The sequence below is a fragment of the Amycolatopsis sp. genome (assembly GCF_035276945.1).
Classification (GTDB): Bacteria; Actinomycetota; Actinomycetes; order Mycobacteriales; family Pseudonocardiaceae; genus Amycolatopsis_E.
The window spans coordinates 59,416-82,396 of sequence record NZ_DATELF010000181.1; the positions used below are offsets into that span (position 1 = coordinate 59,416).

General features: G+C 69.7%; 20 protein-coding genes and 2 pseudogenes. 14 read left to right on the forward strand and 8 right to left on the reverse strand.

The window, feature by feature from the left end; translation table 11 throughout:
* Positions 1 to 3: 3 nt before the first annotated feature.
* Positions 4 to 2,973: a ribonucleoside-diphosphate reductase subunit alpha gene (locus VJT49_RS33410; RefSeq protein ID WP_324168978.1), complete on the reverse strand. Its 2,970-nt coding sequence runs from the start codon at positions 2,971 to 2,973 to the stop codon at positions 4 to 6.
* A 302-nt stretch (positions 2,974 to 3,275) separates the two neighbouring features.
* Here VJT49_RS33410 and VJT49_RS33415 point away from each other — a divergent pair, with 302 nt between their 5' ends.
* The 10 genes and pseudogenes from VJT49_RS33415 to VJT49_RS33460 all read left to right on the forward strand — a co-directional run bounded on the left by VJT49_RS33415 (position 3,276) and on the right by VJT49_RS33460 (position 13,888).
* The gene (locus VJT49_RS33415) at positions 3,276 to 4,058 is read left to right on the forward strand and encodes a TIGR03084 family metal-binding protein (protein WP_324168979.1); all 783 of its coding nucleotides are present in this window, start codon (positions 3,276 to 3,278) and stop codon (positions 4,056 to 4,058) included.
* Between the two features lie 53 nt (positions 4,059 to 4,111).
* The gene (locus VJT49_RS33420) at positions 4,112 to 5,728 is read left to right on the forward strand and encodes an acyclic terpene utilization AtuA family protein (protein ID WP_422652945.1); all 1,617 of its coding nucleotides are present in this window, start codon (positions 4,112 to 4,114) and stop codon (positions 5,726 to 5,728) included.
* Complete coding sequence (locus VJT49_RS33425; RefSeq protein WP_324168981.1) at positions 5,725 to 6,900, forward strand: acyl-CoA dehydrogenase family protein; 1,176 nt, start codon at positions 5,725 to 5,727, stop codon at positions 6,898 to 6,900. Before VJT49_RS33420 ends, VJT49_RS33425 begins: the two co-directional genes overlap by 4 nt.
* A gap of 53 nt (positions 6,901 to 6,953) precedes the next feature.
* The gene (locus tag VJT49_RS33430) at positions 6,954 to 8,489 is read left to right on the forward strand and encodes an acyl-CoA carboxylase subunit beta (protein ID WP_324169001.1); all 1,536 of its coding nucleotides are present in this window, start codon (positions 6,954 to 6,956) and stop codon (positions 8,487 to 8,489) included.
* 4 nt (positions 8,490 to 8,493) lie between these two features.
* Complete coding sequence (locus tag VJT49_RS33435; RefSeq protein ID WP_324168982.1) at positions 8,494 to 10,386, forward strand: biotin carboxylase N-terminal domain-containing protein; 1,893 nt, start codon at positions 8,494 to 8,496, stop codon at positions 10,384 to 10,386.
* Positions 10,383 to 11,540 (forward strand): acyl-CoA dehydrogenase family protein, encoded by a 1,158-nt coding sequence (locus VJT49_RS33440; RefSeq protein WP_324168983.1) that lies wholly within the window; start codon positions 10,383 to 10,385, stop codon positions 11,538 to 11,540. Before VJT49_RS33435 ends, VJT49_RS33440 begins: the two co-directional genes overlap by 4 nt.
* Entirely contained in the window at positions 11,540 to 12,175 is a 636-nt protein-coding gene (locus VJT49_RS33445; protein WP_324168984.1) for a TetR/AcrR family transcriptional regulator, read from the forward strand. The genes VJT49_RS33440 and VJT49_RS33445 overlap by 1 nt, the downstream gene beginning before the upstream one ends.
* Positions 12,176 to 12,282: 107 nt before the next feature.
* A complete protein-coding gene (locus tag VJT49_RS33450; protein ID WP_414636141.1) occupies positions 12,283 to 12,543 on the forward strand; it encodes a hypothetical protein in 261 nt (86 codons plus the stop codon).
* Positions 12,544 to 12,693: 150 nt separating this feature from the next.
* A pseudogene (locus VJT49_RS35565) lies at positions 12,694 to 13,611 on the forward strand (serine hydrolase domain-containing protein); the annotation flags it as partial.
* A complete protein-coding gene (locus VJT49_RS33460; RefSeq protein WP_324168987.1) occupies positions 13,511 to 13,888 on the forward strand; it encodes a hypothetical protein in 378 nt (125 codons plus the stop codon). The pseudogene VJT49_RS35565 and the gene VJT49_RS33460, both read left to right, overlap by 101 nt.
* On the opposite strand, the gene VJT49_RS33465 is transcribed toward VJT49_RS33460, so the two are convergent.
* The 4 genes from VJT49_RS33465 to VJT49_RS33480 form a co-directional block, all read right to left on the reverse strand.
* Complete coding sequence (locus VJT49_RS33465; protein ID WP_324168988.1) at positions 13,843 to 14,766, reverse strand: glycoside hydrolase family 25 protein; 924 nt, start codon at positions 14,764 to 14,766, stop codon at positions 13,843 to 13,845. The two genes, VJT49_RS33460 and VJT49_RS33465, sit on opposite strands and share 46 nt — an antisense overlap.
* Before the next feature lie 74 nt (positions 14,767 to 14,840).
* Positions 14,841 to 15,845, reverse strand: coding sequence for an isopenicillin N synthase family dioxygenase (locus VJT49_RS33470; protein WP_324168989.1), 1,005 nt, complete (start codon positions 15,843 to 15,845; stop codon positions 14,841 to 14,843).
* On the reverse strand, positions 15,842 to 16,300 hold the full coding sequence (locus tag VJT49_RS33475; protein WP_324168990.1) for a nucleoside deaminase: 459 nt from the start codon (positions 16,298 to 16,300) through the stop codon (positions 15,842 to 15,844). The genes VJT49_RS33470 and VJT49_RS33475 overlap by 4 nt, the downstream gene beginning before the upstream one ends.
* A gap of 11 nt (positions 16,301 to 16,311) precedes the next feature.
* Positions 16,312 to 17,421, reverse strand: a complete 1,110-nt coding sequence (locus tag VJT49_RS33480; protein ID WP_324168991.1) for an epoxide hydrolase — start codon at positions 17,419 to 17,421, stop codon at positions 16,312 to 16,314.
* A 62-nt stretch (positions 17,422 to 17,483) separates the two neighbouring features.
* On the opposite strand from VJT49_RS33480, the pseudogene VJT49_RS33485 reads away from it, so the two are divergent.
* Positions 17,484 to 18,466: pseudogene (locus tag VJT49_RS33485) on the forward strand (helix-turn-helix transcriptional regulator); the annotation flags it as partial.
* 55 nt (positions 18,467 to 18,521) lie between these two features.
* Here VJT49_RS33485 and VJT49_RS33490 read toward each other — a convergent pair.
* The gene (locus tag VJT49_RS33490) at positions 18,522 to 19,121 is read right to left on the reverse strand and encodes a TetR/AcrR family transcriptional regulator (RefSeq protein WP_324169002.1); all 600 of its coding nucleotides are present in this window, start codon (positions 19,119 to 19,121) and stop codon (positions 18,522 to 18,524) included.
* Positions 19,122 to 19,218: 97 nt separating this feature from the next.
* Here VJT49_RS33490 and VJT49_RS33495 point away from each other — a divergent pair, with 97 nt between their 5' ends.
* The 3 genes from VJT49_RS33495 (at position 19,219) to VJT49_RS33505 (ending at position 21,431) form a co-directional block, all read left to right on the forward strand.
* Positions 19,219 to 19,971: an SDR family oxidoreductase gene (locus tag VJT49_RS33495; RefSeq protein WP_324168992.1), complete on the forward strand. Its 753-nt coding sequence runs from the start codon at positions 19,219 to 19,221 to the stop codon at positions 19,969 to 19,971.
* On the forward strand, positions 19,971 to 20,750 hold the full coding sequence (locus VJT49_RS33500) for an SDR family oxidoreductase (protein WP_324168993.1): 780 nt from the start codon (positions 19,971 to 19,973) through the stop codon (positions 20,748 to 20,750). The genes VJT49_RS33495 and VJT49_RS33500 overlap by 1 nt, the downstream gene beginning before the upstream one ends.
* Before the next feature lie 90 nt (positions 20,751 to 20,840).
* Positions 20,841 to 21,431 carry a TetR/AcrR family transcriptional regulator gene (locus VJT49_RS33505; RefSeq protein ID WP_324168994.1) on the forward strand — a complete coding sequence of 197 codons (591 nt, stop codon included), beginning with the start codon at positions 20,841 to 20,843 and terminating at the stop codon, positions 21,429 to 21,431.
* 365 nt (positions 21,432 to 21,796) lie between these two features.
* On the opposite strand, the gene VJT49_RS33510 is transcribed toward VJT49_RS33505, so the two are convergent.
* A complete protein-coding gene (locus VJT49_RS33510) occupies positions 21,797 to 22,189 on the reverse strand; it encodes a DUF7715 family protein (RefSeq protein WP_324168995.1) in 393 nt (130 codons plus the stop codon).
* A gap of 237 nt (positions 22,190 to 22,426) precedes the next feature.
* Positions 22,427 to 22,981 (reverse strand): MarR family winged helix-turn-helix transcriptional regulator (locus VJT49_RS33515; protein WP_324168996.1); only part of this gene is annotated, 555 nt, incomplete at its 5' end.

Consider the following 22,981-nt stretch of genomic DNA (forward strand, 5'->3'; position numbering starts at 1 on the left):
TGTTCATTGGCAGGCTTCGCAGTCGGGGTCGTCAATGCGGCAGGCCGCGCCTTCGGCCGCGACGAAGTCGATGTCGTCCACCTTCGGCATCGGTTCCGGCCTCGCCGCGGGCTGCGGTGCCGGGGCCGGGGGCGAAGCGACGACGGTGGGTGCGGTGGTGTTGGTGCCTCCGGTGTCAGCGGGCAGGGTGTTGGTGTCTCCGGTGCCGGCGGGCACGGTGTTGGTGCCTCCAGTGCCGGCGGGCACGGCATTGAGCTTGCCGTCCGTGCCGCGGAGCGTGCTCTTCTCCACGTGGGTCGCCGAGCGCGCCCGCAGGTAGTACGTCGTCTTCAGCCCCTTGTGCCACGCGTAGCGGTACAACTCGTCGAGCTTGCGCCCGCTCGGCGCGGCGATGTAGAGGTTCAGCGACTGGGCCTGGTCGATCCATTTCTGCCGCCGCGAAGCCGCGTCCACCAGCCAGCGGCTCTCGATCTCGAACGCCGTGGCGTACAACCGCTTGAGGTCGTCCGGCACGCGGTCGATCTCGCCGAGGCCGCCGTCGAAGTACTTCAGGTCCGACACCATGACCTCGTCCCACAGGCCACGCTGCTTGAGACTGCGCACCAGGTGCGGGTTGATCACGGTGAAGTCGCCGGACATGTTCGACTTGACGTAGAGGTTCTGGAACAGCGGCTCGATCGACTGCCCCACCCCGCAGATGTTGGAGATGGTCGCGGTCGGCGCGATCGCCATCACGTTGGAGTTGCGCATCCCGGTCGTGCGCACCCGCTGCCGCAGCGTCTCCCAGTCCAAAGTGGACGACGTGTCGATGTCCAGGCCGTCGCCCCGGCGCGCCTCGGCGAGCAGCTTGAGCGAGTCGATCGGCAGGATTCCCCTGCTCCACAGCGAACCCTCGAACGTGGCGTACGGGCCGCGCTCGGCCGCGAGGCCGGCCGAGGCCGAAATCGCGAAGTAGGACAGGTACTCCATGCTGCGGTCGGCGAACTCGACCGCCTCCCGCGACGCCAGCGGGACGCCGAGCTCGAACAGTGCGTCCTGGTAGCCCATGATGCCCAGGCCCACGGGACGGTGCCGCAGGTTCGACCGCCGCGCTTCCGGGATCGTGTAGAAGTTGATGTCGATCACGTTGTCGAGCATCCGCACCGCGGTCCGCACGGTCTTTTCCAGCCGTTCGACGTCAAGGCCCTGGGGCGTGACGTGCTTGAGCAGGTTGACCGAGCCGAGGTTGCACACCGCGACCTCGTCCGCGCTGGTGTTCAGGGTGATCTCGGTGCACAGGTTGGACGAGTGCACCACACCCACGTGCTGCTGCGGCGAACGCAGGTTGCACGGGTCCTTGAAGGTGATCCACGGGTGGCCGGTCTCGAACAGCATGGTCAGCATGCGCCGCCACAGCTCGACCGCCCGCACCCTGCGGAACACCTTGATCTCGCCGCGCCCCGCCGCCGCCTCGTAGGCGCGGTAGCGCTCGGCGAACGCGTTGCCGTAGAGGTCGTGCAGGTCCGGCGTCTCGTCCGGGGAGAACAGCGTCCATTCGGCGTCCGCCTCCACCCGGCGCAGGAACTCGTCGGGCACCCAGTTGGCGGTGTTCATGTCGTGCGTGCGGCGCCGGTCGTCGCCGGTGTTCTTGCGCAGGTCGAGGAACTCCTCGACGTCGATGTGCCAGGTCTCCAGGTACGCGCACGCCGCGCCCTTCCGCTTGCCGCCCTGGTTGACGGCCACCGCCGTGTCGTTGGCGATCTTGAGGAACGGCACCACGCCCTGGGACTGCCCGTTGGTGCCCTTGATGTGCGCGCCCAGTCCGCGCACCGGCGTCCAGTCGTTACCGAGCCCGCCCGAGTACTTGGCCAGCAGGGCATTGTTCTTGTACGCCTGGAAGATCGAGTCCAGGTCGTCCTCCACCGTGGTCAGGAAGCAGGACGACAGCTGCGGCCGGGTGGTGCCGGAGTTGAACAGGGTCGGTGTGGACGCCATGAAGTGGAACGACGAGAGCAACTCGTAGAACTCGACGGCACGAGATTCCCTGTCGTCCTCGCGGACCGCGAGACCCATGGCCACCCGCAGGAAGAACGCCTGCGGCAGCTCGAAGCGGGTGCCGTCGTGGTGCAGGAAGTAGCGGTCGTAGAGGGTTTGCAGGCCGAGGAAGCCGAAGTCGAGGTCGCGTTCGGGGCGGATGGCCGCGGTGATCCGGTCCAGGTCGAAGGTCGCCAGCTCGGGGTCGACCAGCTCCAGCTCGATCGCCCGGTGGAGGTAGTCCCGGAAGTAGCCGGGGTAGGCGGTGACCATCTCGTCCTGGCGGGCCTGGCGCGGGGCGCCGGCGAGGTAGCTCAGGGCCTCGCCGCGCAGCTTGTCCAGCAGCAGCCGGGCGCTGACGGACGAGTAGTTCGGCTCCTGCTCGACCAGCGTGCGGGCGGCCATGATCTGGGCGAGGGCCAGTTCTCCGGCGCTGATCCCGTCGTAGAGGTTGCGCCGGGTCTCGACCAGCACCGGTTCGGCCGAGGCGTCCTCGATGCCGGCCACGGCCTCGCCGACCACTTTGGCCACCCGGTCCCAGTCGAGCGGGCGGAGCGTGCCGTCGGTGTCCTTGACGTGGATCGCGCCGTCCTGCTCGACCGGCTTGGCGGTCTCACGTGCCTTGGCGCGTTCCTCACGGTAGAGCACGTAGGCGCGCGCGACCTTGTGGTGGCCGCCGCGCATCAGCGCGAGCTCGACGAGGTCCTGGATCTGCTCGATGTGCAGGGCTTTCTCCGGGCTCGCGTGCCGGAGCAGGGAGTCGGAGACCTGGTGGGTGAGCTCGGCGACCACGTGGTGGATCCGCGAGGAGGCGGCCGCGCTGTCACCTTCGACGGCGAGGAAGGCCTTGGTCATCGCGACCGAGATCTTGTTCGCGTCGAAGGGGGACACGCTGCCGTCCCGCCGGATCACGCGCACAGCCGCCGGAGCCGAGACGGGTGCGCTGGCTTCCACAGACATGCATCACTCCAAAAAGGGCGCGTTGGATCGGCACGCCGACCTGAGGAGGGCGTGCTGGAACAAGGCTTCACCGGCCGAGCAGCATGTCCTGGGGGACAAGTCCCCGGACACCCCGTGCGCCCCCGTCGCTGGGGTGCTGCCGGTGGATCAGAGACTACATGTAGGGGTGACGGTTTGCGCGGACCCCAATATGGCGGCGTGTTGCGGCCGTGTGCTAGATCGTCCCGGGAAAACAATCAAGCGTGCTTGATTTTTTCTGGCGGTGGTGCCAGGGTTGTGGCGGGCGCGAGGAGGCGAGGCTGGTGGTGGATCTCGAACCGATCCTGACCGATCTGGCGGCGGAAGGCCGGGAACTCGACGAACTGGTGGCCGAGGCGGACTGGGCGACGCCGACCCCGGCCGAGGGCTGGACGATCGCGCACCAGATCGCGCACCTGGCCTGGACCGACGCGAAGGCGTTGATCGCCGTGCGGACTCCCGACGAGTTCGGCGCCGAGTTGAAGCGGGCCCTCGCCGGTGAAGACCACTATGTCGACGACGGCGCCGCCGAGGGCGCGGCCAAGCCCAAGGCCGAAGTGCTCGCCGGGTGGCGGGCCGGGCGGGCGAAGCTGGCCGAGGCGCTGAGAGCGGCCCCGCCGGGTGAGAAGTTCCCGTGGTACGGGCCACCGATGAGCGCGGCGTCGATGGCGACCGCGCGGTTGATGGAGACCTGGGCGCACGCGCAGGACGTCTTCGACGCCCTCGCCGTGGTGCACGAGCCGACCGCCCGGCTCCGGCACATCGCCTACCTGGGCGTCCGGACGCGCGATTTCGCGTTCAGTCTGCACGGGCTGAACCCGCCGCCGGAGCCTTTCCGAGTCGAACTGGTCGCACCGAGCGGGGAAACCTGGTCGTGGGGGCCTGAAGGCGCGACCCAGAAAGTGACCGGCAGCGCGCTCGATTTCTGCCTCGTGGTCACTCAGCGGCTTCACCCGGCCGACTCCGACGTGGTCGCGGCCGGGGAGGACGCTCGGGAGTGGCTCGGCATCGCGCAGGCGTTCGCCGGCGCGCCAGGGCGGGGCCGCAGGCCGGGAGGGTCCCGGTGAGAGTCGGAAACGCGTCGGGCTTCTACGGCGACCGGTTCTCCGCCGTCCGCGAGATGCTGACCGGCGGGCCGCTGGACGTGCTCACCGGGGACTACCTGGCCGAACTGACGATGCTGATCCTCGGCCGCGACCGGCTGAAGGACCCGAATCGCGGCTACGCCAAGACGTTCTTGCGTCAGCTCGAGGAGAATCTCGGGCTGGCCAAGGAAAAGGGCGTCAAGATCGTCACCAACGCGGGCGGGCTGAACCCGGCCGGACTCGCGGACGCCATCCGGGAACTGGCGGGCAGGCTCGGGCTCGACGTGGCAGTGGCGCATGTGGAGGGTGACGATCTGCTTCCGCGCGCAGGTGAAATCGGCCTCGGCGATCCTCTGACCGCCAACGCCTACCTCGGCGCCCGGGGCATCGCCGAATGCCTCGGCGCGGGCGCGGATGTGGTGGTGACGGGCCGGGTGACCGACGCTTCCCTGGTCGTCGGACCGGCGGCCGCGCACTTCGGCTGGCGCCGCGACGACTACGACGCCCTCGCCGGTGCGGTCGTGGCGGGGCATGTCCTCGAATGCGGCGCCCAGGCGACGGGCGGCAACTACGCGTTCTTCACCGAGCACGAGCTCGGCGCGCCCGGATTCCCGATCGCCGAACTGCACGCCGACGGGTCGAGCGTGATCACCAAGCACGAAGGCACGCCGGGCATGGTCACCGTCGGCACGGTCACCGCCCAGCTCCTCTACGAGATCACCGGCGCGCGGTACGCCGGCCCTGACGTCACGACCCGGTTCGACACCATTTCGCTCACCCAGGACGGCCCGGACCGGGTTCGGATCAGTGGTGTCCGGGGCGAACCGCCACCACCGACGCTCAAGGTCTGCCTCAACTCTTTCGGCGGATTCCGCAACTCCGCCACCTTCGTGCTGACCGGACTGGACATCGAGGCCAAGGCCGCGCTCGTGACCGACCAGCTCGAAACGGTGCTGAAGGAGCGCCCGCCCGCCGAGATCCGCTGGGTGCTCGCGCGGACCGACCAGGAGGACGCCGGCACCGAACAGCGGGCGAGCGCGCTGTTGCACTGCACGGTCAAGGACAGCGACCCGAAGGTCGCCGGGCGGGCGTTCAGTAACGCCGCCGTGGAACTCGCGCTGGCCAGCTACCCGGGTTTCCACCTCACGACGCCACCTTCGGACGCGTCGCCCTTCGGCGTGTACACGGCGTCCTTTGTGGACGCCGTCGAGGTGCCGCATGTCGCGGTGCTGCCGGATGGCTCGCGGGTTTCCGTCCCGCCCGCGATGGAAACCCGCACACTGTCCGATGTGGATGATCCGCCGCTGCCGGATCCGCCGCCGCCGGGCCCGACGCGGCGGGCGCCGCTGGGGACGCTGGCGGGCGCGCGTAGCGGGGACAAGGGCGGGGACGCCAACGTCGGCGTGTGGGCCCGTTCCGACGACGAGTGGCGGTGGCTCGTGCACTACTTGACCGTCGAGGAGTTCCAGCGGCTGCTTCCGGAAACCGCGCCCCTGCCGGTCCGGCGGTATGTGCTGCCCAACCTCCGTGCCCTCAACTTCGTGGTGACCGGACTGCTCGGCGAAGGCGTCGCCGCACAGGCGCGGTTCGACCCGCAGGCCAAGGCGCTCGGCGAATGGCTGCGCGCTCGCTGGGTCGAGGTCCCGTCATGACTGGTCGTGGCGCGCAAAGCCGCGGAGAACGCACGATCGACACGCCGGAACGGGTCGAGTTGCGCGAGACGGTGCGGCGGTTCGTCGAGGCCGAGGTGCTGCCCTCGCTCGACGGCTGGGAACGTGCCGGGGAACTGCCGCGTGAGTTGCACCGCAAGGCGGGCGAGATCGGTCTGCTGGGAGTGTCCTTTCCGGAGAGTGCCGGCGGTGGCGGAGGGGATTTCCTCGACTCCGTGACGGTGACCGAGGAAATCCTCTACGCGGGTGGCAGCGGTGGCCTGATCGCTTCGCTGTTCACGGGTGGCATCGCGCTGCCGCACCTGGCCGCGGCGGGAGACCCGGCGCAGATCGACCGGTGGGTGCGGCCGGCGCTGGCCGGGGAACTGATCGGTGCGCTGGCGGTCACCGAACCGGACGGCGGATCGGATGTGGCCTCGATCCGCACGACCGCGCGGCGGGAGGGTGACCACTACGTCGTCAACGGCGCCAAGACGTTCATCACCTCGGGTTGCCGCGCCGACTTCGTGACCACCGTCGTCCGGACGGGCGGGCCGGGGGCGCGCGGGCTGTCGCTGCTCGTCATCGAGCGCGGCACGCCGGGCTTCACGGTGGGCAGGAAGCTGGAGAAGATGGGATGGCACTGCTCGGACACCGCAGAGTTGTCCTTTGTGGACGCACGGGTGCCGGTGGTGAACCTGGTCGGCCAGGAGAACGGCGGGTTCGCGCAGCTCGCGACCCAGTTCGTGACCGAGCGGCTTACGCTGGCCGTGCAGGCTTACGCCACCGCGCGGCGGGCGCTCGACCTCACGCTCGCCTGGTGCCGGCTGCGTGAGACGTTCGGCCGCCCGTTGATCTCCCGGCAGCTGGTGCAGCACAAACTCACCGAGATGGCCCGCAAGATCGACCTGGCGCGCGTCTACACCCGGCACGTCGCCGAGCGGTACATGGCGGGTGAGGACGTGACCGCCGAGACCTGCTTCGCCAAGAACAGCGCCGTCGAGGCCGCGGAATGGGTGGTCGGCGAGGCGGTCCAGCTGCACGGCGGGCTCGGCTACCTGCGGGAGTCCGAAGTGGAACGGCACTACCGGGACGTGCGGATTCTCGGTATCGGCGGCGGCACCAACGAGATCCTGAACGGTCTCGCGGCCAGGCGATTGGGGTACACGGGTTGATTCGTTCTACTGTGGACGTCACAGGCGACGAGTTCGCGGCCAACCGCGAAGCGATGCTGGAGAAGCTGGCCGAGCTGGAGGCCGAGCACGCCAAGGCGATCGCCGGAGGCGGGCCGAAGTACGTCGAACGGCACATCAAGCGCGGGAAGCTGCTCGCCCGGCAACGCGTCGAACTGCTGCTCGACGAGGACTCACCGTTCCTGGAGCTGTCCCCGCTCGCCGCGTGGGGCACCGACTACCAGGTCGGTGGCAGCGTGGTCACCGGCATCGGGATCGTCGAAGGCGTGGAATGCCTGGTCACCGCCCACGATCCGACCGTGAAGGGCGGCGCGAGCAATCCCTCCAGCCTGAAGAAGAGCCTGCGGGCGGCCGAGATCGCCGCGGAGAACCGGCTGCCGGCGATCAACCTCGTCGAGTCGGGCGGGGCGGATCTGCCTGCCCAGAAGGAGATCTTCATCCCGGGCGGGAAGACCTTCCGCAACCTGACCAACGCCTCGGCCGCGCGGGTGCCCACGATCGCGCTGGTGTTCGGCAACTCGACGGCCGGTGGCGCGTACCTGCCCGGCATGTCGGACTACGTGGTGATGGTCGCCGAACGCGCGAAGGTGTTCCTCGGCGGGCCGCCGCTGGTCAGGATGGCCACCGGTGAGGAGTCCGACGACGAGTCGCTCGGCGGCGCCGAGATGCATGCCCGCGTTTCCGGGCTGGCCGACTTCCTCGCGGCGGACGAGCACGACGCGATCCGGATCGGACGGAGCATCGTGCGGCGTCTCAACTGGCGCAAGCTCGGCCCGGCCCCGAAGCCGGACTACGCGGAGCCGGTCTACGACGCCGAGGAACTGCTCGGCATCGTGCCCGGTGACCTCAAGATCCCGTTCGATCCCCGCGAAGTGATCGCCAGGATCGTGGACGGCTCCGAGTTCGACGAGTTCAAGCCGCTCTACGGGACCAGCCTGGTGACCGGCTGGGCGAGCCTGCACGGCTACCCGGTCGGCATTCTCGCCAACGCCCGGGGCGTGCTGTTCTCCGAGGAGTCGCAGAAGGCCACGCAGTTCATCCAGCTGGCCAACCAGGTCGACACCCCGCTGGTGTTCCTGCACAACACCACCGGATACATGGTGGGCAAGGAGTACGAGCAGGCCGGGATCATCAAGCACGGCGCGATGATGATCAACGCGGTGTCCAACTCGAAGGTGCCGCACCTCTCGGTGCTGATCGGCGCTTCCTACGGCGCCGGGCACTACGGCATGTGCGGCCGCGCCTACGGGCCCCGGTTCCTGTTCGCCTGGCCCAGCGCCAAGTCCGCGGTGATGGGACCGCAGCAACTGGCCGGGGTGCTGTCCATCGTGGCCCGTGCCGCCGCCGAGGGCCGCGGTCAGCCCTACGACGAGGACGCCGACGCCGCGATGCGCGTGATGGTCGAGCGTCAGATCGAAGCCGAGTCGCTGCCGATGTTCCTGTCGGGAATGCTCTACGACGACGGCATCATCGACCCGCGCGACACGCGGGCCGTGCTCGGGCTGAGCCTGTCCGCGATCCACAACGGACCGATCAGGGGCGCCGAGGGCTTCGGCGTCTTCCGGATGTGATGGCATGATTACCACCCTTCTGGTGGCCAACCGGGGCGAGATCGCACGCCGGATCTTCCGCACCTGCACCGAACTGGGCATCGGCCGGACCGCGGTGTTCTCCGACGCCGATGCCGCCGCCCCGCATGTGGCCGAGGCGGACGCGTCGGTGCGGCTGCCCGGGGACGCACCTTCGGACACCTACCTGCGGGCCGATCTCCTGATCGAGGCCGCGCGGGCGACCGGTGCCGATGCGGTCCATCCCGGCTACGGCTTCCTGTCCGAGAACGCCGGGTTCGCTCAGGCCGTGCTCGACGCCGGGCTCACCTGGGTCGGCCCGTCCCCCGCGGCCATCGCCGCGATGGGGTCCAAAGTGGAGTCCAAGCGGATCATGGCGCGGGCGGGCGTGCCGGTGCTGGCCGAAGTGGACCCCGCCGAGGTCACCGAGGCGGACCTGCCGGTGCTGGTGAAGGCGTCCGCGGGCGGTGGCGGGCGCGGGATGCGGGTGGTCACCTCGCTCCGCGAGCTGCCCGCGGCGGTGGAGAGCGCGCGGGCCGAAGCGGCTTCCGCGTTCGGCGACCCGACCGTCTTCTGCGAGCGCTATCTCGAGACCGGCCGGCACATCGAAGTCCAGGTGCTCGCCGACGAGCACGGCACCGTCTGGGCGCTGGGCGAGCGGGAATGCTCGATCCAGCGGCGGCACCAGAAGGTGATCGAGGAGGCGCCGTCACCGCTGGTCGACGAGCGGATGCGGGACGAACTGTTCGAGGCGGCCCGTACGGTGGCCAAGGCGATCGACTACGTCGGCGCCGGAACCGTCGAATTCCTCGTGAGTTCCGACCGCAGGTTCTTCTTCCTCGAGATGAACACGCGGTTGCAGGTCGAGCACCCGGTCACCGAATGCGTCACGGGGCTCGACCTGGTCGCCCTCCAACTGCGGATCGCCGAGGGGCACCGGCTCCCGCTCGAACCACCGGCCTCGAACGGGCACGCGATCGAGGTCCGGCTCTACGCGGAGGACCCGGCCGCGGACTGGCACCCGCAGACCGGAACGTTGCACCGGTTCGAGGTGCCCGGCGATGTCCGGGTGGACAGCGGTGTCGCCGGCGGGTCCGTGATCGGAGTGCACTACGACCCGATGCTGGCCAAGGTGATCGCCTGGGCGCCGAGCCGGGCCGAGGCGGCGAGGAAGCTCGCGACCGCGCTGGCCGGCGCGAAGATCCACGGCGTCCGCACCAACCGTGATCTGCTGGTGAACGTGTTGCGCCACAAGGCGTTCCTGGCCGGAGAGATCGACACGGCGTTCTTCGCCCGCCACGGTCTGCTCACCCTGGCGGAGCCGCTGGGGGACGAGCGGCTGGCGGCCGTGGCGGCCGCGCTGGGGCAGGCCGAGGTCAACCGGGGTGGCGGGCCGGGCGGCTGGCGGAACGTGCCCTCGGCGCCGCACCGCAAGCGGTTCGCCGTGGGCGGCACCGAGTACGAGGTGGCCTACACCTTCAGCCGGTCCGGGTTGACGGTGGACGGTGAGGACATCCGGCTGGCCGAGGCGACGGAAGAGCGGGTGGTGCTCGATGTCGCCGGAGTCCGGCGGGCTTTCGACGTGGGCCGGTATCCCGGTCTCGTGTGCGTCGGGCCGGTCACGCTCACTCCCGTGCCGCGCTTCGCCGAACCCGGCACCACGCTCGCCGCGGGCTCACTCGTCGCGCCGATGCCCGGTACGGTGCTGCGGATCGCGGTGTCGGCCGGTGACCGGGTGCGGGCCGGGGATCCGTTGCTGTGGCTGGAAGCCATGAAGATGGAACACCGGATCACCGCGCCCGCGGACGGCGTGGTCGCCGAACTGCCCGTGTCCGTCGGGAAGCAGGTCGACGTCGGCGCCGTGCTCGCCGTGGTCCGAGCGGAGGGAGAACCGTCATGAGTTTCACCGAGTCCGGAGAACGGGTGGCGCTGCGCAAAGCGGTCGGGGGGCTGGCGCGCGACTACGGCCACGAGTACTACTCGAAGCTCGCCCGCACCGGCGGGCACACCACGGACCTGTGGAACGAGGCGGGGCGGCTGGGCTACCTCGGCGTCGCGGTGCCCGAGGAGTACGGCGGAGGCGGCGGGGGAATCGGTGATCTCGCCGCGGTCTGCGAGGAGTTCTGCGCGGCGGGCACACCGATGCTGCTCATGGTGGTCTCCCCGGCGATCTGCGCGACGGTGATCGCCCGCTTCGGCACCGACGAGCAGAAGCGCGCGTGGTTGCCGCGGTTCGCTACCGGCGAGGTCCGGATGTCCTTCGCCATCACCGAACCCGACGCGGGATCCAACTCGCATCGGCTGGCCACCACCGCGGCTCGCGACGGTGCCGGCTGGGTCCTCAATGGACGGAAGGTGTTCATCTCCGGGGTCGACGAGGCCGAAGCCGTGCTCGTCGTGGGGCGCACCGAGGACGCGAAGACCGGCCGGCTCAAGCCCGCGCTGTTCATCGTGCCGACCGACGCTCCCGGCTTCGAGTACCGGCCGATCGAAATGGACCTGATCTCGGCCGACAAGCAGTTCGGTCTGTTCCTCGACGACGTGCGGCTGCCCGCCGACGCGCTGGTGGGCGCCGAGGACGCGGCGATGGCGCAGCTGTTCGCCGGGTTGAACCCGGAGCGGATCATGGGCGCCTCGTTCTCCACCGGACTCGCGCGGTTCGCCCTGGACAAGGCCGTGTCCTACGCCAAGGACCGCAGCGTGTGGGGTGCGCCGATCGGCAGCCACCAGGGGCTCGCACATCCGCTGGCCCAGATCAAGATCGAACTCGAGCTGGCGAGGCTGATGACCCAGAAGGCGGCCGCGCGCTACGACTCGGGCGACGACTTCGGCGCCGGCGAGGCGGCCAACATGGCCAAGTATGCCGGGGGAGAGGTCGCGATCAAGGCCGTCGACCAGGCCGTGCAGGTGCACGGTGGAAACGGGGTGACGGCGGAGTACGGGCTCGGCGCGCTGCTGGGCGTGGTGCGGGTCGGCCGGCTCGCGCCGGTGAGCCGCGAGATGGTGCTGAACTTCGTGGCGCAGCACAGCCTCGGCCTGCCGAAGTCGTACTGATGAGCGCCCCCCGCGAGCCCCGGCAGGAGCGCAGCCGTGCGACGCGGCGGCGGCTGCTCGAAGCGGCCGTCGCCTGCATCGCCGAACTCGGTTTGAGCGGGACCACCGTCGCGGTGATCGCGCAGCGCGCGGGGGTCTCGCGTGGCGCCGCACAACACCATTTCCGCACCAGGGAGGACCTGGTCACGGCGGCGGTCGAGCACATGGGCGAGGTGCAGGTCGCCGAGCTGCGCAGGCGCGCCGAAGGCCTGCCGCCAGGGGAATCCCGGATCCAGCCGGTGGTCGACATGCTGCTCGATCTCTACACCGGGCCGATGTTCCGGGCGGCGCTGCACCTGTGGGTGGTCGCCTCCACCGACGACGCGCTCCGGGCGGCGCTGGTGCCGTTGGAGGCGCAGGTCGGCCGGGAAGCGCACCGGACGGCGCTGGAACTGCTCGGCGTGAACGAGTCGCACCGGGGTGTGCGCGAACTGGTGCAGTCCACCTTGGACCTGGCGCGCGGGCTGGGACTGGCGAGCCTGCTCACCGATGACACACGGCGGCGCCGCAAGATTGCCCGGCGCTGGGCGCGGGTACTCGGAAGAGAGCTGCCGAACCCGGGTGGGGGGCCACGCGTCCTGACGAATGTGCAGTGACCGGTATCTCGCGGTGACGGCGCGCCTCTATAGAAGAGAGGTGGTTAACGCTAACGGAGCAACACGCGATAACAGAGTGAGTGCGTGTTTGAGGTTTCCCAAGGGGGATGATTCCGGTGACCGGAGCGAACGGAGAGCTTTCCCATCGCGCGAGGGCGATGCTACGGGCAGTCGCGGCGGGTCGTGCGGTGATGTCCGGCAGCTGCGAGCCCGACCTGTTCATCGACGGCTTCGCCTGCTGTGACCAGGTGATCGCGCACGAACTCGCGCACCAAGGCTACATCCGTCCTTCGCACCCCGGTGACCGTGTGCCCGCCGAGCTCACCGAAGCGGGCCGTGCCGCTTTGCGGGTGACGACCATGGCCTAGGGTTGGCCTGAGTCGCTACCTGCCCACCGTGCGGCGACGCGCGTGTTCGTCGACGCCGGGGCTCCCCGGTGGTGACCACGTTTCGTCCCGGGAATAACTGCGCTTCCGGGCTTGATCAGGAGTCTGTCTCTTGATCCCCGAGGAGAAGCGATGCCGATCGAGATCGTTCCCCAGGGCCGGGTTGCCGCCGGTTTCGAGTCCGTACGGGACGAGTTCGCCGCCGTGGCGGCGCAGGAGGGCGGCGACTACGCGGCCCAGCTGGTGGCCTACGTCGGCGGTGAGCTCGTCGTGGACTTGTGGACCGGCCCCGGAATCAGCGGGGACTCGCTGACCGGCGTCTTTTCCTCGACCAAGGGCGTGGCCCATCTGGTCGTGGCCCTGCTCGTCCAGGACGGCACGCTGGATCTCGACGAGAAGGTGAGCCACTACTGGCCGGAGTTCGGCGCCGAAGGCAAGCACGAGATCACTTTGCGCGACCTGCTGGCCCATCGCGCCGGTGTCGTCGGTGCCGACGGTGGGTTCCTGCCGGAGGAGATCGCCGACGACGCACTGATCGCCGAACGGCTCGCGCCGCAGCGGCCGTACTGGCGTCCGGGCACCGCCTTCGGCTACCACGCGCTGGTGATCGGGGCGCTGACCGGCGAGGTGGTGCGCCGCGTCAGCGGGCAGACCATCCAGGAGGTGTTCGAAGCACGTGTCCGCGCACCCCACGGTCTCGACTTCTACCTCGGTCTGCCCGGGGAACAGGAAAAGCGCTTTCTCACCGCCCTGCCGATGTCGCCCACGCCCGAGCAGTCGGCCCTGCTCGAGGCGGCCGCGACCGGGCCGGACAGCCTGACCGGCATCGCCTTCAACCGCAACCATCGGAGCGCGGTCGTGCTGGACGCCCTGCCCAATCTCCGCGTCGTGCGCGCCAAGGGGCAGGCATCGGTCGGCGGGGTCGCTTCGGCCCGGGGGCCTGGCCGGTATGTACGCGGCCACGATCAGCACGGTCGGGGGCCGGGCACCACTGCTCAAACCGCACACCATCGCGGCTTTCGGTCAGATCCACTCGTCCGGCTACGACCTCGTGGCGCGTTCCCACCGCGCGTTCGGGCTCGGTTTCCAGGCGCAGGCGGACAGCTGTCCCGTGCTCGGCCAGGGAGCGTTCGGGCACAGCGGTGCGGCGGGGCCGCAGGCGCTGGCCGATCCACGAAGCGGGCTGGCCTACGGCTACAACCGGCGCCGGTTCCCCTTCCCCGGCGGGGCCGCCCCGGAAAACGACCGCCTGGTCGGCGCCGTGCACGCGGCCGCGGTGGGTCAGCGGGGCGCGACCAGCACCGTGAAGTCGTCGTCGGACCAGTAGAGCATGTCCACCTTGCCGGTGCCCTTCGGCACGATGTAGCTGTAGGAACCCTGCACCGGGACCACGACCGGGCTGTTCGGGTCCTCCACCGGGTTGCCGCCCGTGCCGGCGTCCCAGGCCCAGTGGTACGACGCGTACAGCACCACCGGCAGGTCGCCGGGCGCGATGATCACGTCGTGCTCGCGCAGCATGCTGACGGCGAGCTGGTAGTTGAGCGCGCTCCCGATGCCGCCCGCGCTGCCGCCCTTGGGAACTCTTGCCATGGCGTCCTCCGGATACAGGGTTGCGATGGAAGAACCGGGACCGACCAGGCCCGGCATGTTGCCGGGCACCACTCCCCGGTTGAGATCGACGGCGCTGGCGGTGATCCCCGGGACCGAGCCGGAACTGGACCACTGCCAGATGTCGTAGGTCACCGTCGGGGCGGCGCCGTACCGGGCGGCCCAGACCACGGTCTCGGGCACCGCGGCCTTCACCGGTGCCAGCACGGTGGAAAGCATGGTGTTGTTGCCGTACAGGCACGGGCGATGGCCGCGGGCGGCCACCTGGCGCAGGAACGCGATGGCGAAGTCGATGGCGGTCTGGTTCGGGCTGAACGGGTCCTCCAGGTCCAGTGCCGGCGCGAGGTCGGTCAGCTCCGCCGCGACGGCCCGGTCGACGAGCCGGTCCGCCTGCGCGACCGGATCGCCGAACTGGGCATAGTGGTAGGCACCCATCGCGAGCCTGGCTGCCCGGCCCCCGGGCCCGTAGCCGTTGTCGGGCCGGTTCTCGTCGCCGTCGCTCACTTTGACATAGCAGAACTCGTACCCGGCACGCCGGACCGCGGACCAGTCGTACACGGTCTGGTACTTGGTGAAGACGTCGATGCCGTCTGCCATTGTTTCTTGTACCCGGTCCGTTCTGTGTGGTCGCGAATCATCACTAGGATGGCCGAATCGCTGTTATGCGGCTGTTATCTTTGTTCGCGCCTTGCTGGGTCCGGGTGGAGTGTCGAGGGCCGGCCGACGGTGATGGCGTCCAGTTTCTCGCGGAGGTACTCCGACGCGATGACGTCGGGATAGCCGTGCCGGCCCCGTGGCGGGGCCAGTGACGAAATGCGGGCGTCGTGGTCGGTCTCGTAGAAGAAGATCAGCGAAACCAGGTCCTCGTCGGGGGCGCTCGGATCCGGCGGGAGGACCCGGTGCCGGGTCGACCGCCAGCGGTCGCCGGTCCACCGGGCCATCAGGTCGCCGATGTTGATGGTGAACGCGCCGGCCTCGAACGGGGCGTCCACCCACTCGCCGTCGCCGGTGTAGACCTGCAGCCCGCCGGCCCCGGCCTGGCGGTCCAGCACCGTCACCGTGCCGAAGTCCGTATGGGGCCCGATCCGGAACTGGCCGTCCCGCGGCGCGCCCACGCGCGTGATCGGCGGGTACCAGTTGATGTTGAAGGTGTAGGTGGGATGTCCGGTGTGGCGGGTGAAGTAGGTGGGCTCGAGGCCGAGTGCCGCGGCGAAGATCGTGAGCAGTTCGTCCGAAAGAGATCGCATCCGCGTCATGTATTCACGCGCGGCCGCGGCGAATCCCGCGACCTCGCCCGGCCAGACGTTGGGCTGGAACCAGAACGAGTCCACCTCCGGAACGCCGACGCCGTCCTCGGCACCGGCCGAATAGGACTCCTTGAGGTCGGGCGGGGTCTCGGTGCCTTCGGCGTAGCCGTTGGCCTCGACACCGGGCGGCAGCCAGCCCCGGCCCCCGACCGTTACCGCGTAACGGGCCTTCGCCTCCTCGGGCAGGGCGAAGAACTCCCGGGACAGCGACCGCATCCTCGACCGGAGGTCGTCCGCCACGCCATGCCCGGTGATCAGCAGGAAGCCCGAGTCCCGCAACGCGCTGTCGACACGCGCGGCCACGCCGGCCTTGCCTGCGGCATCGCCCTGGGACCAGGGAGCCAGGTCGATCAGCGGGACGGAACTCATGGGACCTCCTGCCCGATGTCCTCGAACCACAGTTCGGGGTGCTGTTCGATGAACTCCGTCATCAGCGCGACGCAGGCCGGATCGTCGACGATGGTGATCCCGACGCCGTGCCGGGCGAGCCAGTCGTGGCCACCGGAAAAGGTGCGGGCCTCGCCGATCACCACGTGGGAAATGGCGAACTGCCGGACCAGCCCGCTGCAATACCAGCACGGCGAGAGGGTGGTCACCATCACCGTGTCCCGGTAGTGCGGGCGCCGCCCGGCATTGCGGAAGGCGGCGGTCTCGGCGTGCATCGACGGGTCGCCGTCCTGCACGCGGCGATTGTGTCCCCGGCCGAGCAGCCCACCGTCCACAGTGAACAATGCGGCACCGATCGGGACGCCTCCCCCGGACTTGCCGAGAATGGCCTCCTCGCGGGCGACGGCGAGCAACTCCGCCGGGTCGAACCTCTGCATGGGTTCCGATGCTAGAGGCTCGAGAAGAATTTGCGGATATCCCTGGCGAGCTCTTCGGGTGCCTCCATCGCGGCGAAGTGCCCGCCGTGGTCGAACTCGGACCAGTGGGCGATGTTGTCGACCCGCTCGGCGAAGGTGCGGACCGGCCGGTTGATCTCGTGCGCGAACACCGCGACCCCCAGCGGGATGGGCGAAGGCTCCTGGCGCACCCACGTCATCGACGGCTCCCGGTACAGCCGCGCCGACGAGCCGGCCGTCCCGGTGAGCCAGTAGATCATGACGTTGGTCAGCATCTGGTCGCGGTCGACGGCGTCCTCGGGCACGTTCTCCGAGTCGGTCCACAGCTTGAACATGTCCACGATCCAGGCCAGCTGCCCGGCCGGTGAGTCGTGCAGGCCGTAGGCGAGTGTCTGCGGCCGGGTGCGCTGGATCTTCATGTACCCGGACAGCTCGTCCATGTACCGCTTGCGGTCGCCGAGCCGCTCCTTCTCCTGGTCGGTCAGCTTTTCCAGTTCCGCCGGATCGCCGGAGGGAAACGTCGGCAGCATGGTGACGTGCACCCCGGCGACGTGTCCGGAGTCGAGCCAACGGAGTTCCCGGGAGATGGCCGACCCCCAGTCGCCGCCCTGCGCGCCGTAGCGCTCGTAGCCGAGGCGGGCCATCAACTCCGCCCATGCCTTGGCGACGCGTTCGACGTTCCAGCCCGTCTTCTGGGTAGGGCCGGAGAAGCCGTAGCCGGGGATCGAGGGGATCACCAGGTGGAAGTCCGCCGACAGCGGCTCGATGATCTTGTCGAACTCCGCCACCGAGCCGGGCCAGCCGTGCGTGACGATCAGCGGCAGCGCGTCCGGGTTGGCCGAGCGGACGTGCAGGAAGTGCACGTTCTGGCCGTCGATCCGGGTGGTGAACTGGGGGAAGGAGTTGAGCCGCCGCTCGTGCACCCGCCAGTCGTAGGAGTGCCGCCAGTACGCGGCCAGCTCCTTGACATAGCCCAGCGGGACGCCGTAACTCCAGCCGGCGCCGGGCAGCTCGTCGGGCCAGCGGGTCAGGTCGAGGCGAGCGTGCAGGTCATCCAGCTGGGACTGCGGGATGTCGATGCGGAAGGGCTTGATTTCGGTCATGGGAACCACGCTAGGGGCAATTGAGAATCGTTTCCGTCCTCGACAACTGTCAAGATGGCGGCATGGTGGATACCTCGGCGCGGCGACTGCCCCTCCCGCGGGCCCGTCGCGTCTTGGTCCGGCCCGGACCTCGCGGGCCGGCTCGAAGTGGACGTGCGGACGGTCAGGCGCGACGTCTGCGTAACTTCGGCTATCCCGTGCACGCGGCCCCGGGTGTCGCCGGCGGATACCGGTTGGGCGCGGGGCCGCGCTGCCGCCGCTGCTCCTCGATGACGACGAGGCGGTGGCGGTCGTCGTCGGCCTGCGCGCCGCGACGGGAAGCGGCGTGGCCGGGGCCGAGGAAAAGTCGGTGCGCTCGCCAAGCGTGCTGCCCGAGCGCCTGCGGCGCGGGTGAACGCCCTCAACGAGGTCGCCGTGTCGCCGACCCGTGCGGACCGAAGGTCGACGCTCGACTCCACCAGTTCCTCGATGAGGCCGTCCCGCTGACCCGTGCGGACCGGGGGTCGACGCGACCACGCTGACGGTGATCGCGTCCGCGTGCCGTGAGCCCGAGCGCCTGCACGTCGACTACACCTCGCGCGCCGGGCGCGCCGGCAGTCGCACCATCGAGCCGTTACGGCTGGCCTGGACCGGCCACCGCTGGCATCTGCTGGCCTACGACGTCGACCGGGACGCCTGGCGGAGTCGACCGGGACGCCTGGCGGACCTTCCGGGCCGACCGGATGGGCGCCCTGTCCACCAGCTTCCGGTTCACCCCGCGCGAGCCACCGGAGGAAGACCTGGCCGCCTTCATCACGCGATCGATCTCCTCGGCGCCCTTCCCGCATCGCTTTCGCCTCGTCGTCCATGCGCCCGCTGAGGTGGTCGCCGCGCGGATACCGCCGTCGAGCGCCTGATCGAGGCGATCGACGAAAACCGGTGCGTGGTGCACACCGGGTCCGGCGACCTCGATACCGCGCCGTTCTACCTGGCACAACACGGTTTCGAATTCGAAGTCGAGGGCTCGCCGGAACTGGCTCGCCGCCTGCGTGAGGTTTCGGAGCGCCTCGTGAAAGAGGTTACCGACCGCTTAGTATGTGAGGTAGCTTGTTTCCGTGAGCTCAGGCAGTGGCGCCCAGCATGCGCAACACCAGCTCGGCGTAGTCGCGGCCGAGCGCCTTCGGCGTCGTGTTCACGCGTTCGGTGTACCAGCGCGCGACGTCCACGCCCAGCGACAGCACGGCCCGCGTCGCGGTGCGGACGTCGCTCACCGTGAACACGCCCTGCTCGACGCCCTCGGCGATCACGTCCCGCACCCTGTGTTCGATGCGCCGTCGCAGATCGGCGACCACCGCGTACTCCTTCTCCGGCAGGGCCTGCAGTTCGTACTGCACGACCCGGGCGACTGTGTGGCGCCGGGCGTGCCAGGCGACGAAGTCCTCGACGATCTCGCGCATCCGATCGAGCGGGCTCTCGTCGCGGTCGGCGACGGATTCGACCAGGGTCAGCGTCTGCCGGTGGCCGCTCTCGCTGATCGCGAACAGCAGCGCGGCCTTGGACGGGAAATGGACGTAGAGCGCGGCGGGGCTCATGCCCGCGGCACCGGCGATGTCGCGGGTGGTGGTGGCGTGGTAGCCGCGGCTCGCGAAGGACTCGACCGCGGCGAGCATCAGGCGCCGGGCCGCGTCTGGTTGTACGTCGGGCCACAGTTCGGCGGACATTGTCACAGGAGCGAAGTGTAAGCGGGCGCTCAGCGGCGGGCCGTGCGGACAGGCTCGCATGACCATAGGTTTCCCACCCTGAAGACAGGAGAAGCAGGTGAACTCGCTCAAGGACCGCGTCGCGATCGTCACCGGCGCGAGCCGGGGCATCGGCCTCGGCATCGCGCGGGAGCTCGTGCAGCGTGGCGCGAAAATATGCCTCACCGCCCGCAAGCCGGATCCCCTGGCGGAGGCGGTGAACGAGCTCGGCGGCCCGGACGTGGCCATCGGCGTGCCGGGCAGGGCCGATGACCAGGCACACCGGGAGGAGACGGTCGCCAGGACCGTCGAGACCTTCGGCCGCCTGGACATGCTGGTCAACAACACCGGGATCAACCCGGTTTTCGGGCCGGTGATCGATGTGGACCCCCAGGTCGCGGCCAAGGTCTTCGCCGTCAACGTGCTCGCGCCGCTCGCCTGGACCAGGCTCGCCCGCGACGCGTGGATGGGCGAGCACGGCGGCGCGGTCGTCAACGTCGCCTCGGTCGCCGGATTGCGTGCCTCGCCGGGCATCGGCCTGTACGGCGTGAGCAAGGCGGCGCTGATCCGGCTCACCATGGAGCTGGCCGTCGAACTCGGCCCGGGCATCCGGGTGAACGCGGTCGCGCCGGCCGTGGTGAAGACGAAGTTCGCGACAGTCCTCTACGAAGGCCGCGAGGCGGAGGCGTCGGCCGCGTACCCGTTGAAGCGCCTGGGCGTGCCCGAGGACATCGCCGGAGCGGTCGCCTTCCTGCTCTCCGAAGACGCCGGGTGGATCACCGGGCAGACCATCGTGCTCGATGGTGGCGTGACCCTGGCGGGTGGGCTGTGATGACCGAACTTTCCGGTGCCGGGGTGGTGATCACGGGCGGTGGCGGCGGGATCGGCGCCTCGCTGGCCCGCATGTTCGCCGGGGAAGGCGCACGAGTGGTCGTCGCCGACCTCGATGGTACGGCCGTGTCCGCGGTCGCCCGTGAGGTCGGCGGGGCGGCGATCGTGGGTGACGCGGCCAGCGAGTCCGGGGTCGAGCGGCTGATCGCGGAGGCGAAGGACGAACTGGGCACCATCGACCTGTACTGCGCCAACGCCGGCGTAGCCACCTACGGCGGTCCCGACGTTTCGGAAGAGGCGTGGGCGCTGGCGTGGGAGGTCAACGTGATGGCCCACGTTCGGGCAGCGCGGCTGCTGTTGCCGGACTGGCTCGACCGCGGCCGTGGGCACTTCCTCGCCACGGTGTCCGCCGCCGGACTGCTGACCATGCTGGGTTCGGCGCCGTATTCGGTGACCAAGCACGGCGCGCTCGCCTTCGCCGAATGGCTCGACGCCACCTATCGGCATCGGGGCATCACCGTGCAGGCCCTCTGCCCGCAGGGCGTGCGTACCCGGATGCTCGCCGACACCGGAACGGTGGGCGAACTCATCATGGGCGCGACGGCGATCGAGCCCGACCAAGTGGCGGAGGAGGTGCGCAAGGCACTGGAGGACGGGCGTTTCCTGATCCTCCCGCACGCCGAGGTGGCCGGTTACTACGCGGCCAGGGCGACCGACACCGACCGCTGGCTCAAGAGCATGAACAAGCTGCAGCGGAAGATTGAGGCGCTCGGCGAGTGACGTGCTCCTTCGCTTGTGACGGCTTTGGCTCCCGTTCGAGGCAGGCGGTGACGTCCGTGGGATTTACCGTCCGGTCAGTATGCTGGGCCAATGGTGCGTAACAGCTCGGAGGAGGACTCGGTGCCGCGCCGCCTGCTGGCGGCGGCGACGAGGTTGTTCGCCCAGAAGGGGTTCGACCGCACCTCGGTGCAGGAGATCGTCGTTGCGGCGGGCGTCACCAAGGGCGCCATGTACCACTACTTCGACTCCAAGGACGACCTGCTCTCCGAGATCTACGGCCGGGTCCTGCGGGCGCAGACCGAGCAGCTGGAGAAGGTCGCGGTGACCGAGGCGCCGGTGGGGGAGCGACTGCGCCGGGCGTGCAGCGACGTGGTCGTCAGCACCATCGAGAACCTCGACGACACCACCATCTTCCTGCAGTCCATGCATCAGCTGAGCCCGGACAAGCGCATGGCCGTACGCGCCGAGCGTCGCAAGTACCACGAGCGGTTCCGAGCGCTGATCGAAGAGGGCCAGACGTCGGGCGAGTTCCGCGTCGACAAACCGGCCGACATCATCGTCGATTTTTTCTTCGGTTCGGTGCACCACCTCGGTTCCTGGTATCGCAGTGGGGGCCGGTTGTCCGCTCGGCAGGTGGGCGAGCACTATGCCGAGCTGTTGCTGGATTCCCTGCGGCCGTGAGACGCCGGCGAGGTCACCTCGGCCGAGCATGCGCTTTCCGACCCCATTCGTGCGCCGATCACGCCCAGCAGTTCGCGAAGCGGGATCTGTTTCGGTGCCGGCGCTGTGCCGCATGCCTCGGCGCACGCCTGGCGGACGTCGGGGTGCGCGCCGCAGCGGAATCCGGTAGCCGGTTCGAGCGGAACGGACAGCATGCCCAGCACGCGGCCCGCCAGAGCAGGGCCGTGCCCGCGTGCACCAAGGGTACGCGGTGTCCGCCTTCATCCGTCGTCCGCGACCACAGGACGTTCGGGCATCACCTCACATTTCGATGACTGGTCCGAATCCGGCTACTGGGTTCCCCCGGAAAAGGTTTCGGGGGGCGGTCAGGTCTTGCCCGACGCCATGATGCGGGCCTGGACGTAATCGAGACGGCGTTCGATGACCGTTCCCGGTGGCCATTGGCGGGCGAGTCCGAGTTGGTCGTCGGCGATCTCCTCCGCCACCGAGGGTGGCCACCCCTGATCGGCGAGGCTGGAGCGGATCGCCAGCACATAGTCGGCGCGGGTGAATCCGGGGAGATCGGCGACCATCGCCGTGGTGGTGGCCTTGTGCGAGTTCAGGCCGCCGAACCCGCGGCCGCATCCGCAACTGCCGTCGGGATCGTCCTGGCCGCGGCGGCACATCAGGCCGATCCAGACCAGTTCACCTTCGGTGCAGAAGTGGTAGTCGTTGGCACGAGCCCCTTGGGTACGGGCGGTGGCGACGAGGATGTTCATAGCGATTCTCCTGTGTGTCCAGTAGGGATAGGTGGTTGATCATGTGAGTGGTTGATGGCTTGTTTCGTAAGCTCGTCGTCGCTTGCCGGTGGAAGTCCGGTCCGGGTAGCTGCGAGGTGGCCCGGTAGCAGGCTGGCGGGCCCGTGTGGACGCGGTCCGTGCTGTGCAGCACACGCTTTACCGGGCGGCCAAGGCTGATCCCGGACGATCCAAGGGTGTCGCGGGCGGGGGTGGATTTCAGGTGGTGGGCGGGGTGCTGGCGAGGTGGTCGATGAGCTCGGCGATTTGGTCGAGGCAGTGCGCCATGCGTCCGGGGTCGGGAGCCTTGGGGTCGGCGGCGGCGGTCTCGAGCAGGGGTAGCAGCGGGGTGTACATGCTGTGGGCGAGGCGGCGGCCGGTGTCGGTGAGTTCGATGAGCAGGGTGCGGCGGTTGGTCGGGGGGCGGGTGCGGGTGAGGTAGCCGCGGCGTTCGAGACGGTCCATCAGGGCGGTGACCGAGCCGGGGGTGAGGTTGGTGCGGGCGGCGAGTCGGCCGGCGGTGGTGTGCTCGACGGTCAGCAGGTGGGTCAGCGCGGTGATCTCCGCGGTTCCCAGCTCGTGGGCGGTCCCGAAGGCGTGACGGTAGTGGTCCATCGCCGCGGAGAGCTCGCGGATGGCCTCGAGCACCGGCGCCACCGCCGAGGCCGTGGCCGGGCCGGCGGGGTCGCGGTGCGGCCACGGCGGCGCGCTGGCTGGCTCGGGGGTGAGCGTCGGGGGCTGCTCGCCGGCGTCGGGTGTGTCCACGGCCACAAC